Origin of the sequence: Candidatus Allofontibacter sp., from assembly GCF_038145245.1 — a bacterium.
Taxonomy (GTDB): domain Bacteria; phylum Pseudomonadota; class Alphaproteobacteria; order Pelagibacterales; family Pelagibacteraceae; genus Fontibacterium.
In genome coordinates, this window is the sequence record NZ_JAYQPI010000007.1 from 1 (window position 1) to 15,925 (window position 15,925).

Annotated in this window: 19 protein-coding genes; 8 read left to right on the top strand and 11 right to left on the bottom strand. The window is 25.7% G+C overall.

Annotated features, from left to right (window positions below; all coding sequences use genetic code 11):
• Window positions 1-44 precede the first annotated feature (44 nt).
• The 8 genes from gltA to AC8IGH_RS02205 form a co-directional block, all read right to left on the bottom strand.
• Window positions 45-1,331, bottom strand: coding sequence for a citrate synthase (gene gltA / locus AC8IGH_RS02170; RefSeq protein WP_507419078.1), 1,287 nt, complete (start codon window positions 1,329-1,331; stop codon window positions 45-47).
• A 12-nt stretch (window positions 1,332-1,343) separates the two neighbouring features.
• Window positions 1,344-2,762: a glutamate--tRNA ligase gene (gene gltX / locus AC8IGH_RS02175; RefSeq protein WP_507419079.1), complete on the bottom strand. Its 1,419-nt coding sequence runs from the start codon at window positions 2,760-2,762 to the stop codon at window positions 1,344-1,346.
• Between the two features lie 47 nt (window positions 2,763-2,809).
• Window positions 2,810-3,487, bottom strand: a complete 678-nt coding sequence (gene lexA / locus AC8IGH_RS02180; protein WP_507419080.1) for a transcriptional repressor LexA — start codon at window positions 3,485-3,487, stop codon at window positions 2,810-2,812.
• Window positions 3,488-3,570: 83 nt separating this feature from the next.
• Window positions 3,571-4,341, bottom strand: a complete 771-nt coding sequence (gene trpC / locus AC8IGH_RS02185) for an indole-3-glycerol phosphate synthase TrpC (protein WP_507419081.1) — start codon at window positions 4,339-4,341, stop codon at window positions 3,571-3,573.
• The gene (trpD, locus tag AC8IGH_RS02190; RefSeq protein ID WP_507419082.1) at window positions 4,341-5,339 is read right to left on the bottom strand and encodes an anthranilate phosphoribosyltransferase; all 999 of its coding nucleotides are present in this window, start codon (window positions 5,337-5,339) and stop codon (window positions 4,341-4,343) included. Before trpD ends, trpC begins: the two co-directional genes overlap by 1 nt.
• A complete protein-coding gene (locus AC8IGH_RS02195) occupies window positions 5,336-5,908 on the bottom strand; it encodes an anthranilate synthase component II (RefSeq protein WP_507419083.1) in 573 nt (190 codons plus the stop codon). The genes trpD and AC8IGH_RS02195 overlap by 4 nt, the downstream gene beginning before the upstream one ends.
• On the bottom strand, window positions 5,909-7,375 hold the full coding sequence (trpE, locus tag AC8IGH_RS02200; protein ID WP_507419084.1) for an anthranilate synthase component I: 1,467 nt from the start codon (window positions 7,373-7,375) through the stop codon (window positions 5,909-5,911). It abuts the gene before it with no gap.
• Between the two features lies 1 nt (window position 7,376).
• Entirely contained in the window at window positions 7,377-8,003 is a 627-nt protein-coding gene (locus tag AC8IGH_RS02205; protein ID WP_507419085.1) for a SurA N-terminal domain-containing protein, read from the bottom strand.
• Between the two features lie 46 nt (window positions 8,004-8,049).
• Here AC8IGH_RS02205 and tpiA point away from each other — a divergent pair, with 46 nt between their 5' ends.
• The 8 genes from tpiA to AC8IGH_RS02245 are packed head-to-tail and all read left to right on the top strand — an operon-like array spanning window position 8,050 to window position 14,565.
• Window positions 8,050-8,805: a triose-phosphate isomerase gene (gene tpiA, locus AC8IGH_RS02210; RefSeq protein ID WP_507419086.1), complete on the top strand. Its 756-nt coding sequence runs from the start codon at window positions 8,050-8,052 to the stop codon at window positions 8,803-8,805.
• Between the two features lie 3 nt (window positions 8,806-8,808).
• The gene (gene secG / locus AC8IGH_RS02215) at window positions 8,809-9,114 is read left to right on the top strand and encodes a preprotein translocase subunit SecG (protein WP_507419087.1); all 306 of its coding nucleotides are present in this window, start codon (window positions 8,809-8,811) and stop codon (window positions 9,112-9,114) included.
• Window positions 9,115-9,167: 53 nt separating this feature from the next.
• The gene (pyrG, locus tag AC8IGH_RS02220; RefSeq protein WP_507419088.1) at window positions 9,168-10,802 is read left to right on the top strand and encodes a CTP synthase; all 1,635 of its coding nucleotides are present in this window, start codon (window positions 9,168-9,170) and stop codon (window positions 10,800-10,802) included.
• Complete coding sequence (gene kdsA / locus AC8IGH_RS02225) at window positions 10,799-11,626, top strand: 3-deoxy-8-phosphooctulonate synthase (RefSeq protein ID WP_507419089.1); 828 nt, start codon at window positions 10,799-10,801, stop codon at window positions 11,624-11,626. The genes pyrG and kdsA overlap by 4 nt, the downstream gene beginning before the upstream one ends.
• A gap of 3 nt (window positions 11,627-11,629) precedes the next feature.
• Window positions 11,630-12,892 (top strand): phosphopyruvate hydratase, encoded by a 1,263-nt coding sequence (gene eno, locus AC8IGH_RS02230; RefSeq protein WP_507419090.1) that lies wholly within the window; start codon window positions 11,630-11,632, stop codon window positions 12,890-12,892.
• Window positions 12,889-13,194 (top strand): FtsB family cell division protein, encoded by a 306-nt coding sequence (locus tag AC8IGH_RS02235; RefSeq protein ID WP_507419091.1) that lies wholly within the window; start codon window positions 12,889-12,891, stop codon window positions 13,192-13,194. The genes eno and AC8IGH_RS02235 overlap by 4 nt, the downstream gene beginning before the upstream one ends.
• Window positions 13,191-14,114, top strand: a complete 924-nt coding sequence (gene lipA, locus AC8IGH_RS02240; RefSeq protein ID WP_507419092.1) for a lipoyl synthase — start codon at window positions 13,191-13,193, stop codon at window positions 14,112-14,114. Before AC8IGH_RS02235 ends, lipA begins: the two co-directional genes overlap by 4 nt.
• Window position 14,115: 1 nt before the next feature.
• Window positions 14,116-14,565 (top strand): type II toxin-antitoxin system RatA family toxin, encoded by a 450-nt coding sequence (locus tag AC8IGH_RS02245; protein ID WP_507419093.1) that lies wholly within the window; start codon window positions 14,116-14,118, stop codon window positions 14,563-14,565.
• On the opposite strand, the gene AC8IGH_RS02250 is transcribed toward AC8IGH_RS02245, so the two are convergent.
• From AC8IGH_RS02250 to ispF, 3 genes are all read right to left on the bottom strand, one after another.
• On the bottom strand, window positions 14,552-15,040 hold the full coding sequence (locus tag AC8IGH_RS02250) for a CinA family protein (RefSeq protein WP_507419094.1): 489 nt from the start codon (window positions 15,038-15,040) through the stop codon (window positions 14,552-14,554). The two genes, AC8IGH_RS02245 and AC8IGH_RS02250, sit on opposite strands and share 14 nt — an antisense overlap.
• Window positions 15,031-15,408, bottom strand: coding sequence for a phosphatidylglycerophosphatase A family protein (locus AC8IGH_RS02255; protein WP_507419095.1), 378 nt, complete (start codon window positions 15,406-15,408; stop codon window positions 15,031-15,033). The genes AC8IGH_RS02250 and AC8IGH_RS02255 overlap by 10 nt, the downstream gene beginning before the upstream one ends.
• 58 nt (window positions 15,409-15,466) lie before the next feature.
• Window positions 15,467-15,925, bottom strand: a 459-nt coding sequence (gene ispF, locus AC8IGH_RS02260) for a 2-C-methyl-D-erythritol 2,4-cyclodiphosphate synthase (RefSeq protein WP_507419096.1), incomplete at its 5' end; no start/stop codon positions are given.

Genomic DNA, 15,925 nt, shown 5'->3' on the forward strand with positions numbered 1-15,925 from the left:
CCAAATAGTCTTGATAAAATTTCTAATTATTTAATTGATTAAAACTATCTTTTGGAAATATCTACAAAGTCTCTTTTAATTTCGCCAATATATAACTGTCTAGGTCTACTTAGTTTATTTGATTCATCTAAATACATTTCTTTCCAGTGAGCTATCCATCCAGCTGTTCGAGCGACTGCAAATAAAACGACAAACATCTCAGTAGAAAAGCCCATAGCGCTTAAAGTTATTCCAGAATAGAAATCTATGTTTGGATATAACTTTTTCTTAACAAAATAATCGTCATTTAATGCAATTTTTTCAAGTTCAATAGCTATTTTTAACAACTCATCATCTTTTTTACCCATAACCTCAAGTACTTCATGGCATGCTTTTTGCATCACCTTAGCTCTTGGATCATAATTTTTATAAACTCTATGACCAAATCCCATTAATCGGAAATTGTCATTAGGATCTTTTGCTCGTTTTATAAATTCTGGAATATTTTTTACACTACCAATTTTTTTTAGCATATTTAGAGCAGCCTCGTTAGCTCCGCCATGTAATGGACCCCATAGCGCTGAAAAGCCAGCAGCTATTGATGCAAAAGGATTTACGCCTGAAGAAGCAGAAAGCCTAACTGTTGAAGTAGAAGCATTTTGTTCATGATCTGCATGGAGTATAAATATTTTTTCTAGTGCATTAGAGATTGTTTTGTTAACTTTATATTTTTGTGTAGGTACAGAAAAACACATATTTAGAAAATTCTCACAATAATTTAATTCGTTATCAGGATATACAAAGGGTTGGCCAATTGAGTATTTGTAAGCCATAGCAGCTAAAGTTGGAACTTTAGCTATCATTCTTCTTGCTGATATTTCTCTTTCCTTTGGATCATTTACATTTGCTGAGTCTGCATAAAAAGCAGATAAGGCTCCAACAATGCCTAACATCATAGCCATCGGATGGCCACCACGTCTAAATCCATTATAAAAAGACCTTATTTGTTCATGAACCATAGTGTGATTTTTAATTGCAGTAGAAAATTCGTTGTACTGGTCTTTAGTTGGCAATTCACCTTTGATTAATAGATAAACAACTTCTAAAAATGAACTTTTTTCTGATAATTTTTCAATTTCATAACCTCTATACAAAAGAGTTCCCTTATCACCATCAATGTAACAGATATTAGACTGACAACTTGCAGTCGAAGTAAAACCAGGATCAAAAGTAAAATGACCTGTATTTTTATAAAGATCACGAACATCTATTACTGAAGGACCGATGGTACCTTTTCTAAGTGGTAGTTCATGTTTTTTTCCATCGATTTCAATAAAACATTTATCAGTCATAAAATTTAGTTATCAGTTTTTAATATTTTTGTCTATTTTTTCAAAGAATAATTCTAATCTATTTATAAACTCATTAAAACCTAGTGAACTTGCTATATCATAAATAGCTGGACCATATTCAGAGCCTGTTAATATAATTCTGAGAGGCTGTCCAATATCTTTAAATTTAATTTTTTCATTTTCTATAATTTTATCAAAAATATTTTGTAAAAAATCTTTTTTAACACTTTTTTCTTTCTTTATTAAAAAAAGAATATTTTTAAGTATTGTTAATTTAGACTTATCAATTTTTTTTATTTCATTTTCTACTAGTACATAAGAAAATATATATTTTGAATTATTATATATATCTTCCAGTGATTTTGATTTGTGTTTTAAGAAAAATAAATTTTTTTTAATAGTTTCATGAAATTGCACTGGTATCTTTGTTTTATATATCTCTGCATAGCTAATTAATTTATCTATCAAATTTTCATCTTTAGTAGACTTTATATAAAACTCATTGATCGATTTAATTCTGTCAAAATCTAATTTAGAAGGAGATTTTCCAATATTTTTTAAGTTAAAAAGTTCTATACTTTCCTCTTCTGTAAAGATTTCTTTATCCTTATAAGACCAGCCTAGCCTTAATAAGTAGTTTCTTAATGCTTCTGGTAGAATACCTATTTTTTTGTAGTCTTCAACGGTTGATGCATCATCTCTTTTTGATAATTTTTTTCCTTCCTTTGAATGTATAAGAGGAATATGTGCATATTCAGGTATATTCCATTTCATGCACTCAAATATTTGAATTTGTTTAAATGCATTTATTTTATGATCATCACCTCTAATTACGTGAGAAATCCGCATTTGGTAATCATCAACTGCTGCTGATAAATTATAAGTAGGTTTATTATCTTTTCTTAAAATTACAAAATCTTCTATTGTGTTGTTATTTATTTCAACATTTCCTTGAACTAAATCTTTAAGTATAGTTTTTCCTTCAATTTTTGATTTAAATCTAATTACAAAAGGTTTGTTTTTAATATCTTCAAAGATATTCCTGCATTTTCTACTATAGGTGTAAGGAATTTTTTTTTCTAAACATAATCTTTTTTCTTCCTCTAATTCTTGTTCAGTGCAATAGCATTTATATGCATGTTCATTTTTTAATAGAATATTAGCTATATTTATATGAGATTCTATATTCTTTGATTGAATATACGGTTCTCCATCATAATTTATTTCTAACCATTTTAGAGTCGATAAAATTTGATCGTAATATTCATTTTTTGATCTTTGAATATCTGTGTCCTCTATTCTTAATAAGAATTTACCTTTTTGGTTCTTTGAAAATAACCAATTAAATAGAGCTGTTCTTGCTCCTCCTATGTGTAAATTTCCTGTTGGAGAGGGTGCAAAACGAGTTATAATTTTTTGAATATTATTCATTAGTTCATGAGATAACAGAACTAATATTATTTATTTAAATTAGTAAATTAAAATTTTCTATATAAAGAGGCCAAAACACCTTGAATTTTTACTCTTTCGGTGTTGTAAATTTTTGTCTCGTAAGCAGGATTTGCACTTTCTAAAGCGATTGAAGGTCCTTTTTTTCGCATTCTTTTTAAAGTTGCTTCATGATCGTCAATTAATGCCACTACTATCTTTCCACTTTCAGCTATATTAGTTTTTTTAATTATTACATAATCTCCAGTGTTAATTCCTGCATCTATCATAGAATCTCCCTCAACTTTTAATGCAAAATACTCATTAGATCCTAAAAAATTTTTTGATAATGGTAAACTTTCAGTTTGATTTTCTAAAGCTTCAATAGGGGCACCCGCTGCTATTTTACCAAGAACAGGAACAAAAACCTCTTCGTTGTCAATTTTATTAAGATCTAAACCACCTTTGATAATTTTTGGAGAAAAATTATTGTATAAATCCTGCGCTCCAGCATTTTCAGGAAGTTTAATAACTTCAAGCGCTCTTGCTTTGTGAGGTAGTCTTTTAATAAATCCTCTTTCTTCAAGGGCTGAAATAAGTCTATGAATTCCAGATTTAGATTTAAGATTTAATGACATACGCATTTCGTCGTAAGACGGAGATATGCCCGTGCGTTTTAATTTTTCATTTATAAAAATTAATAAATTTTTTTGTTTTTTAGTTAGCATAGAACAAAACCTAAACAGTTATCGTTCTATTTAAGTTCTTATTACTATACAACTCTAATAAAGCATTGAAATATATGTATATTTTAAAGAAAAGATCTTAATTTGTTTTTAATATTATTGGATTTCATTAATGATTCGCCAATTAAGAAAGTTCTAATATTTGTTTTTTTGCAAATTTTCAAAATGTCATTTTTAGAATTAATGCCACTTTCAGATACAATTATACGATTCTTTAAATTAAATTTTTTATAAAGGTTAATCGTAGTATTTGTATCTGTTGCAAAAGTTTTTAAATTACGGTTATTTATTCCAATGATACTTTTTTTTAAACTTAAAGCAAATTTCATCTCTTTAAAAGAGTGAACCTCAACTATTGTGTCCATTTTACATTTATTTGCAACATCATATAATTCTTTTGCAAGTTTATTTTTTGTAGCGGATAATAAAATTATAATGCAATCTGCTCCATAAAGTTTTGCATTATAAATTTGAAAAGGATCAATAAAAAAATCTTTAGCTAAAATTGGAATATTATATTTTTTTTTAATTTGTTTAATATAATTTTTATTTCCTAAAAAAAATTTATCTTCAGTTAGTACAGATAAACAAGTAGCGCCACCTTCAATATATTGTTTTGCAATATTAATAGGATTAAAATTTTTTTTTAAAATTCCTTTAGATGGACTAGCTTTTTTAAGTTCAGCAATAATTGAAATTTTATTATTTTTAATATTATTTAAAATTTTTGATTTAAATAAAGATGCTTTATTACTAGTTAAAAACAATCTTTTATTTTTTTTATCTAAAATAATCTTTTTTTTTTTATAATTAATAATTTTTTCTAAAATATTCATTATTTAGATAATTGATTAATTTTATGTATAGCCATTCCAGTAAGTAAGTAATTTTTTGCTTTATAGTAAGCTTTTGCTAAATTATTTTCTTTTTCTGATATTATTAACCCCGCAGCAGCATTTAAAGCTACAATTTCTAAAAAAGCATTATGCTTCCCTTTAAAAATTTCTATTATTTTTTTACTGTTGTAATTTGCATCTTTTCCAAGAATAGATCTAAAGTTATATTTTTTTTTAATTAAAGATTTTGGATTAATAATAAAGCTTTTGATTTTTTTATTATTTAATTCATAAACTTTTGTTTTATTAAAAATTGATATTTCATCTAAACCATCTTGACTATGAAATACCCATGCTTTTTTATGACCTAAATTTTTTAAAACATTTATATATGGAATCAATAAGTTTTTATCAAAAATTCCAATAATTTGTCTTTTAACCAGTCCTGGATTTATTAAAGGACCTAAAAGATTAAAGATTGTTTTAAAAGGAAGATTTTTTCTAACAGAAGCAACATTTTTCATTGCCAAATGATATGCAGGCGCAAATAAAAAAATAAAATTTTCTTTTTTTATTTTTTTTTCTAATTTTTTTTTACTATCTAAAATATTTATTCCAAGTTTTTCTAAAACATCTGCTGATCCACATTTTGAGGTAATTGATCTATTTCCATGCTTTACAACATTAACGCCTAAACCTGCCAATACGATAGCGGCCGCAGTTGAAACATTTAAAGTATGCTTACCATCACCGCCGGTACCACAAGTATCTATAGAATTTTTGGGGACTTTTACTTTAATTAATTTTTTTCTTAAGATTTTTGCGGCTGTTAAGATATTTTTATAGTTAAATCCATTTTTAGATATCAAAGTTAGGATAGCAGAGATTAAATTTTCATTGATTTCTGCATTAATAATTTTATTAAATAAAAAATTTAGTTCTGAATTAGATAATTCTTCATCAATAATTAATTTATTTACTAAATTTTTCAGTATCATTTAATTTTTAAAAAGTTTTTAAAGATTATATTTCCAAAACTTGTTTTAATACTTTCAGGATGAAATTGAACTCCATAAAGATGATATTTTTTATGATTAATGGCCATAATAACATTATCTTCTGTTTTAGCAGAGATTTCAAAATCTTCACTAAGAGTTTTTTGGTCAATTATAAGACTATGATATCGTGTTGCGTAAAAATTTTTAGGAATTTTTTTAAAAATTTTTGAATCATTATGAATAATTTTACTTAATTTTCCATGCATAATAATCTTTGCTCTTTTAATTATTGCACCAAAAGCTGCTCCTATAATTTGATGCCCTAGACAAATTCCCAGAATAGGAACTTTTTTGTAAAAATTTTTAATTAAATCAATACAGATACCAGAACTATTAGGATGACCTGGACCAGGAGATATAACAATCTTATCAAATTTATTTTTGGAAATTTGATCTATTGAAATCTTATCATTTCTATAAACTTCAACTTTTGAACCTATTTTAGAAAGTGAATGAAAAATATTGTAGGTAAAACTATCATAATTATCTATTAATAGAATTTTTTTCATTTAATTAGCGGCTTCAAATAATGCTTTGGCTTTATTAACTGTTTCATTATATTCATTTAAAGGAACGCTATCTGCAACAATTCCAGCACCAGATTGTACATAAATTTTATTATCAATAATTAAAGCAGTTCTCAAAGCAATACATGTGTCCATTTCATTATTAGGCGTGAAGTATCCAATACCCCCCGCATATAATTTTCTTTTGGATATTTCTAAATTATCAATAATTTCCATCGCTCTTATTTTTGGCGCACCAGAAACAGTACCCGCTGGAAAACCTGAAAATAATGTATCCAATAGTGAATTTTTATTATCAAAATCTCCAATAACATTTGAAACGATATGCATAACATGTGAATATTTTTCAATTTTAAATTTTTGATCAACTTTTACAGTTCCAATTTTTGAAACTTTCCCAACGTCGTTGCGTCCTAGATCAAGTAACATAAGATGTTCTGATATCTCTTTTTTATCATTTAAAAGTTCTTTTTGTAACTTAATATCTTCTTTAAAATTTTTACCCCTTGGTCTTGTTCCTGCGATAGGTCTAATAGTTATTTTATTATTTCTAACTCTAACTAATATTTCAGGACTACTACCTACTATTTTAAATTTATTGAAATTAAAAAAAAACATAAATGGTGAAGGATTCAATATTCTTAATTTTTTATAAAAACTTATAGGAGTTTTACATAATTTGCTTTCAAATCTTTGACTTAAAACTACCTGAAATATTTCACCATTATTAATTAAATTTTTTGCTTTAGATATAGAATTTAAGAATGCATTTTTAGTGATATTGCTTTTAATTTTATTATTTTTTTTGTTGTTCGTTTTATTTGAATATTCATTTAAATTAAAAATATTATTAATTTTAGTAACAAATTTATTTATTTCATCACATTTAAGTAGATATAATTTTTTAAGATTTTTAGTTTTTTTTAGGTCGTAAATATTTTGTATAAAAAAAATTTTATTTTTTTCATTATCATGAATAATTATTAATTGCGGTCTTATTAATTTGACATCAGGAATTTTTAAATCATTTTTGCAACTATTAGGAATTTTTTCTTTAAATCTAATTATGTCATATCCAAAATAACCTGCTAACATTGCAGACATTAAAGGCAGTTTTTTTGAAGTTTTAAAATGAAAATTTTTAATTAATTTATTTAAATAATTATAAGGATTTGCCTTTATTAATTTTTTTTTATTATTTAAAATTTGAATTACTTGGTTTTTATCTGTTTCAACTACAAGATCTGGATTAAAACCAAATATAGTATACCGACCTCTTATTTTAACTTTTTCAACAGATTCAAATATAAAACTATCTTTACTTAGCGAAACTATTTCAATTAATTTTTCAATTGTTTCTAATTTAGGATTATTTTTAATTGCATATATTTGCGAAAAATTTCTTTTTGTAAAATTTTTTTTAAATTCATTAAAAGTACTAAATATCATTTTAAATGTTTTTTAGATAATTATTTAATAGCTTTTCATTAATAATAATTTTGTACTTTTTTTTAAGATAGGCTTCGTATAAAATATTTATTTTAATTTTTGCAATCTCTTGAGAAATTTTTTTGTTACTTGGCACATATCCTGTAACTGACTCTGTAATTATTTTCCTTTTAAGATTTTTATTAATTTGTTCTTCAAGAATTTTTGAGTTTATATTTCTTTCTAGTAAAAACTTTTCATATTTTGTTCTTGAAAAAGTTTCTTTATCTTTAAATTCATTACTATTTTTTATTTGTATAGCTATCGTTACATCATTAATATTAACTCCTATATTTTTTCCATGAATTTTTAGAAGTTTATCTGACACAATATTAGATATAGCAAGTAGGTGGATATTATTATTAATTGCTATTTTTTCAGATTGAATATTATTGTTTCTAATTATTTTATTAAATTCGAATAAAAATTGATTAATAGATATTTCTTCACCATCAATTTCTGCAATTGAATTACTATTGTTAGATCTAAAAAAATCACTTATGCCCCAAAATACAAAGCTTAAAGCAATTAAAGCAATAAAGATTTTAGCAAAAATTGTTTCTGAAAATTTTCTTAAGGATGATAACATTTAATATTTTAAAAAGTGATTATTTTAGTTTAGATATAACTGATTTATGAACAAAACTATATATTTCATTGCCAATTGGAAAATGAATGGAAATTATAATTCTATTAAAGAAATAGAGCGAGTTTTTAGATTTTTAAAAAAAAATACAATTAATAGATTTATTAAAATTATATTTTGTCCACCTGCAACTTTAATTAATTCCTTCCACGTAAAAATCAAAAATAGACTAATAAATTTTGGCACACAGGATATTAGCAAAATTAACTTTAATAGCGGTCCTTTTACTGGGCAGTTAAGTGCTAACATGTTAAAAAAATCAGGAGCTAATTATGTAATTATTGGTCATTCTGAAAAAAGATTAATTGACGAAGATTTTAAGACTATAAAAGAAAAGATTAACGTTGCTTTGAAGAATAAATTAAAAGTTATTTTTTGTATTGGCGAAAATTTATCGCAAAAAAACAAAGGTTTATCATTAAAAATTTTAAAAAGACAGATTTTAAGTTCTTTAGAAAAAAAAATTAATTTTAATAATTTAATTATTGCTTACGAACCAATTTGGTCAATTGGCACAGGAATTGTTCCCACGAATAATTATTTAAACAATGTTTATAAAGATTTAAAAAATTTTTTAAAAATAAAATACAATGTTAATTCACCTATAATGTTGTATGGTGGATCTGTGACTAAAGATAATGTTGCAACATTAGCAAATATTAGTTTAATATCAGGTTTTTTAATTGGAGGAGCGTCATTAAAAGCATCAAGTTTTATTAAACTTATAAAAAATTACTTTAAATAATTTATGCAGACTTTATTATTAATAGTTCACATTTCTCTAGCAGTACTTCTTATTGGATCAGTATTGCTTCAAAAGTCAGATGGTGGAGCTTTGGGCATTGGAGGCAATAGTGACAATTTAATGTCATCAAGAACAGCTGGAAATTTTTTAACTAAATTTACAGCAATTGTTGCTTTTTTATTTATTTTAACAAGTATTTCTTTAACGCTTATTAATAAAAAAGATATCTCCCAAAAATCTATCATTGATAAGATTGAACAATTAGATAAGAATAGTAGTTCCCAGCCAAAAATTCCAAATTCAAAATAATTTTTTCAATATTTTCTTTGTGATTATTGCTAAATAATCTATAGTGAACTTCCATGGTCCGTTTTATTTTTGTTACTGGCGGCGTGGTTTCATCTCTTGGTAAAGGAATAGCCTCTGCTTCTATAGCAACCTTATTACAATCTAGAGGTTATAAAGTAAGAATTAGAAAGTTAGATCCTTATTTAAATATAGATCCTGGTACAATGAATCCTTACGAACATGGAGAGGTTTATGTTACTGAAGATGGAGCAGAAACTGATCTTGATCTTGGACATTACGAAAGGTTTACGGAAATAAATTCAAAAAAGTCAGATAATATTACTACTGGAAAAATTTATCAAAATATAATTATCAAAGAAAGGAATGGCGATTATAAAGGTTCAACAGTTCAAGTTATCCCTCATGTAACAGATGAAATAAAAAAATTTATTACTAGTGATTTGAGTAATGAAGATTTTGTAATTTGCGAAATAGGGGGAACAGTAGGCGATATCGAAAGTTTGCCATTTTTAGAAGCTATTAGGCAATATTCAAATGAAACAGGGAGTAAAAATTGCTTATTTATTCACTTAACATTAGTTCCATATATTAAAAGCGCTTCTGAATTAAAAACAAAACCGACCCAACATTCAGTAAAAGAATTAAGAAGCATAGGTATTCAGCCTGATATGATTTTATGTCGTTCTGAAAGTTTAATTCCTGCAGAGGAAAAAGCTAAAATTGCATTATTTTGTAACGTCGAAAAATCAAACGTATTCCAATCAATCGATGTAAATTCAATTTATGAAGTTCCTATTAAATATCAACAAGAAGGATTAGACAAAAAAATATTAGATCATTTTGGAATTATTAATAAAAAAAATCCAAAATTAGATAATTGGAAATCTTTTAATAAAAAACTTAGTAGTAAAAAAAATGAAATTAAAATCTCTATTGTAGGTAAATATACACATTTAAAAGATGCTTACAAATCTCTAAATGAAGCCTTAATTCATGCTGCAGTTTATAATAATATAAATTTAGATCTTAATTGGATTGAGTCTTCTAATATTAAAAATTTAAAAGATTTAGAGAATAAACTTGGAAATTCTAATGGAATATTAATACCAGGAGGCTTTGGTAAACGTGGTGTTGAAGGTAAAATTTTATCAGTACAATTAGCAAGAACTAAAAAAATTCCATTTTTTGGAATTTGCTTTGGTATGCAAATATCTGTTATAGAGCTCTCAAGAAATTTATTAGGTCTAAAAGATTCAAATTCTACAGAATTATCTAAAACAAAAAATCCCGTTGTTTGTCTTATGGAAGAATGGATAAAAGGAAAAAAAATTTTAAAAGGAGAAAAATATAAAATTGGTGGTTCAATGAGATTAGGTTCTTATCCTGCAAAAGTTAAAAAAGGTACATTGCTTTATAAGATTTATGGTAACAGAGGCTTAATTCATGAAAGACATAGACATAGATATGAAGTAAATAGTTCTTATAAATCAATGTTAGAAAATAAAGGGGTTATATTTTCAGCTAATTCGCCAGATGGAAAACTACCAGAAGCTATTGAACTTAAAGATCACCCGTGGTTTCTTGGGGTTCAATTTCATCCGGAATTAAAATCAAGACCGTTTTCCCCTCATAAAATATTTATTTCTTTTATAGATGCTGCAATTAAAAATAAAAATTTAAATTTATGAAAAATAAAATTATTAAGATCAAAAAAATAAATTTAGGAAATAATCTCCCTTTAACTTTAATTGCTGGCCCTTGCCAAATTGAAAGTAAAGATCATTGTCACATGATTGCTTCCAAGATTAAAGAAATAACTAATAGATTAAAGATTGGATTTATTTTCAAAAGTTCTTTTGATAAAGCTAATAGAACAAGTTTAAATTCTAAAAGAGGAGTTGGGCTTGATAAGTCTCTATCTATATTTGATTACATTTCAAAAGACTTAGATGTTCCTATACTCACCGACATTCATAACGAAGAACAATGCAAAATAGTCTCTGATGTCGTAGATATTATTCAAATTCCAGCTTTTTTATGTAGACAAACAGATCTATTAGTTGCTGCTGCTAAAACAAATAAAGTAGTTAATGTTAAAAAAGGTCAATTTTTAGCTCCTTGGGATATGAAAAATGTTATTAAAAAAATAGAGGAGAGTGGCAATGATAAAATATTAGTCACTGAAAGAGGTGTTAGTTTTGGATATAACACTTTAGTATCTGATATGCGTTCATTATCAATTTTAGCTGATTTTGGTTATCCAGTAGTTTTTGATGCTACTCATTCTGTTCAACAACCTGGAGGCAAAGGAGACAGTAGCGGAGGAGAAAAAAAATTTGTTAGTTCATTATCAAGAGCCGCTGTTGCAGTTGGCGTTTCCACAATTTTTTTAGAAACTCATGATAATCCTGAAAAAGCCCCGTCTGATGGGCTAAATATGATACCACTTAGTAATTTAGAAAATTTACTTAAAGATCTAATAGGAATTGATAATTTAATTAAGTCAAAATAGTTAATGTCATACATCAAAAAAGTTAAAGCGAGACAAGTTTTTGATAGCAGAGGCTTTCCAACAGTAGAAGCCGAGGTAATATTAACTGATGGATCCATAGGTCAATCGATAGTTCCTTCAGGAGCTTCGACTGGAACATATGAGGCACATGAACTTAGAGATAAAAGTAAAAATTATTTAAAAAAAGGCGTTTCAGACGCTGTAAAAAATATAAATTTAGAAATTAATAAAACGATTTTAGGTCTTTCAGTTCTTGATCAAACAAAAATAGATAATTTTTTAATTAAACTAGATGGTACTGAAAATAAAAATAGATTAGGTGCTAATGCTATCTTAGCAGTCTCCATTGCAAACGCTAAAGCAGCCGCAGCACATAGTAAAATTCCATTATATAAATATTTAGGAGGAAACAATAAAAACAAATTACCATTTCCAATGTTAAATATAATTAATGGAGGAGCGCACGCTAATAATTCTTTGCAAATACAAGAGTTTATGATCAGGCCTGATGGGGCAAAATCTTTTAACGAATGCTTAAGAATGTCTTTTTTGGTTATTCAAAATTTAAAAGAAGAATTAAAATTAAGGAAATTTAATACAAATCTTGGTGACGAAGGTGGTTTTGCGCCTTCATTTGATAGTGATGAAAAAGCAATAGAATATATAATTAAAGCAGTTAAAAAATCAGGTTTAAAAATTGGTAAAGACATTAATATTTGTTTAGATGTTGCTGCAAATGAACTTTACAGTTCTGGAAAATATAAAATTAAAAAAACTAAAAAAGCTGTAAGTTCAGAGGAATTAATTAATTATTATAAAAAGCTGTGTAATAAATTTCCAATTGTTTCTATAGAAGACCCTGTATTTGAAGATGATTGGAATGTTTGGAATAAATTAACTAAAGAATTAGGAAAAAAAATTCAAATTGTCGGTGACGATCTATTTGTAACAAATTTAATTCGTTTAAAAAAAGGAGTTCAAGAGTTAGCTGCTAATGCAATTTTAATTAAACCAAATCAAATTGGCACAGTTACAGAAACTCTAAAAGTTATTAATTTTGCTAAAAAAAATAATTTTAGTACAATTATTTCTCACAGATCCGGTGATAGCGAAGATACTTTTATAGCTGATTTAGCAGTTGCAACCGAATCCTCACAAATTAAGACTGGATCGTTAGCTAGGTCTGAGAGAGTTGCTAAATATAATCGATTATTGAGAATAGAAGAGGAGATTGGAAAAAAGTCTCACATGTCAAAATTAAAATGAGTAATTTGATTAATTCGATTTCTGAAAAAAAATTTTTTTTCATAATACTTTTAATTATACTATATATAGTTTTTAATTTTTTTGGTGGCGATAGAGGTTTAATTGAATACTTTAAAAAAAAGAATTTATTAAAAGATTTTAAAGAAAAAAATTCAGAGATAAGTAAAGAAATTAATTTTTTGGTTAAAAAGAATAATTTTTTATCAGTAAATATAAATAAAGATTATCTTGATGAAATATATAGAGATTACTTTGTATTAGGAAAAAAAGGTGAAAAGATTTATATTATTAATCAAAAATGACAGCTAGGCACCCTGAAAAAGTTAACAATATTGAATATCCAATTCAAAAAAAACCAGCATGGATAAGGGTAAAAGCAAGCTACTCTCCAGAATATATTGAAACTAAAAATATTTTAAAAAAAAACAATCTTTTTACAGTTTGCGAAGAGGCTTCGTGTCCTAATATTAATGAATGTTGGAGTAAAAAGCATGCTACATTTATGATTATGGGTGATACCTGCACTAGAGCATGTGCTTTTTGCAATGTTAAAACTGGAATACCTCAAAAGTTAGATCTACTTGAGCCAAAAAAAATTGCTCAGAGTGTCAGAGATTTAAATTTATTACATGTAGTTATAACTTCAGTTGATAGAGATGACTTAGAAGATGGAGGTGCAAAACATTTTGCTGATGTTATTTCTGAAATTAAAAGATATAATAATAAAACAACTGTTGAAGTATTAACGCCAGATTTCTTAAGAAAGGGCGATGCTTATAAAGTAGTTGCCGACGCAAAACCCGATGTTTTTAACCATAATTTAGAAACTATTCCTCGTCTTTACTTAAAAGTAAGACCTGGATCTCGTTATTTTCAGTCTTTAGATTTATTAAAAAAAGTTAAAGATTATAATTCAACAATTTTTACTAAATCAGGTTTGATGGTGGGTCTTGGAGAAACTAAAGAGGAAATAATGCAAGTTATGGATGATTTGAGAATAGCAGGAGTAGATTTTTTAACTATTGGTCAATATTTACAACCGAGTACAAAACATTATCCTATAAAAGATTTTATAACTCCTGAAGAATTTGAAAATTACAAATTAATAGCGGAAGGGAAAGGTTTCTTATTAGTTTCATCAAGTCCATTAACTCGTTCTTCATATCATGCGTCAGAAGATTTTGATATTTTAAAAAAAAAAAGAATTAACAAATTAATTTAGATTGCCAATTAAAAAAATTTCAAAAAAATTTAATTATTCTAAATCAGATCTTGTAAAATTAGTTTTAAAGATTGATGAATATAAAAATTTTTTACCTTGGTGTATAAATTCAAAAATTTTAACATTAGATAAAAATAATAAAGACTTAAAAATTACAGCCGATTTAGAAATAGGTTTTAAAACTTTTAGAGATACTTATACTAGCAAAGTAATTTATGATGATAAAAATTCAAAAATTGAAGTAACTTCAATAAATGGAAACATAAAAAAATTATTAAATATTTGGGAATTTGAAATAATTGATAAAAAATCTTGCAATGTTATTTTTTTTATAGATATCGAGCTAAAAAATCCTATTATTAATATTATATTTAATAAATTTTTTAATTATGGTTTTGAAAAAATTTTAAATTCTTTTGAACTCCGAGCAAAAGAAACTATAAAATATTAATATGGTTTTTTATTAATCTAATAGTTTTACTTAAAGTTTTATTTTGAATATTTGTTCTCGATAAACTTTTATTAAAATTTAGCTTTGTTATCTCAATCTTTTTTTTGCTACAAATTCCTACATAAACAAGCCCTATGGGCTTTTTATTAGTTCCACCGTCTGGTCCTGCTATTCCAGTTACAGAGACTGATATATTTGTTTTATAGAGTTTAAGTAGATTTTTGCACATTTCTTTGCACGTTTCCGCACTAACAGAACCGTATTTTCTCAAGGTCTTTTTATTTACTTTAAGAATGTCAATTTTTGATTTGTTAGAATAAGCAACTACACCCATCATAAAGTACTTCGAAGCACCTGCGATTTTTGTTAAATTGTAGCTAATTAATCCTCCCGTGCATGATTCTGCTACTGAAATTTTAATTTTTTTTTTTTTAAGAATAATAGATAATTTTTTTAATTGGTTGTTTATATGCATAAATAAATAATCAAAAATGTGTATATACCAGCAATAATATCATCCATTAATACTCCAGTTGCATTTTTTACTTTTGAGTCGAAGTAACTCGCTGGCCATGGTTTTGTAACATCAAAAAAACGAAATAATAAAAAAGATAGAATTACTAAAAAAAAATTATTTTCACATATAACAAGTGGTAATGATTGACCTATAAATTCATCTATTACAACTTCCTTTGGGTCAGAAGATGAAAAAGATTGATTTATTGTTTTATTTAGAAAATAAAATGAATAAAAAAAAATAAGAATAATAAATAATATAAATAAGATAATATTAAGATAATTATAAAATATATAATAAATTATTATAGCAATAAGCGATCCCATAGTTCCAGGAATAGGTAAAAATCCAATTCCAAATAAAGTAAATATTTTTTTATTAAAATTAATTATTTGAGACAGACGATATTACCTCACATGCAATAGCTTTATTTTTTCCAACATTACCAAGTCTATCAGTTGTCTTTCCTTTAACGCTTATTTTATTTTCACTAATATTACAAATTTTAGCAAGATTTTTCGCTATAATTTTTTTATATTTTCTTAGATTTGGTTTTTGAGCAATAATATTAATATCAATATTATTAATCTTAATATTTTTTATTTTAAGAAGACTAATTATTTTTTTTAAAAAAAATGTAGATCTTTTGTTTTTAAATTTTTTATTATTTGGAAATATTGTTCCAATATCTCCTAGTTTTTTAGAACCTAATAGAGAGTCTATCAAAGCATGAATTACCGGGTCGCCATCGGAATGACCAACGGTGCCCATTGAATATGGTATATTTATACCTCCTAAATATAATTTATAATTTTTTTCTAATTTATGAATGTCATAACCAAT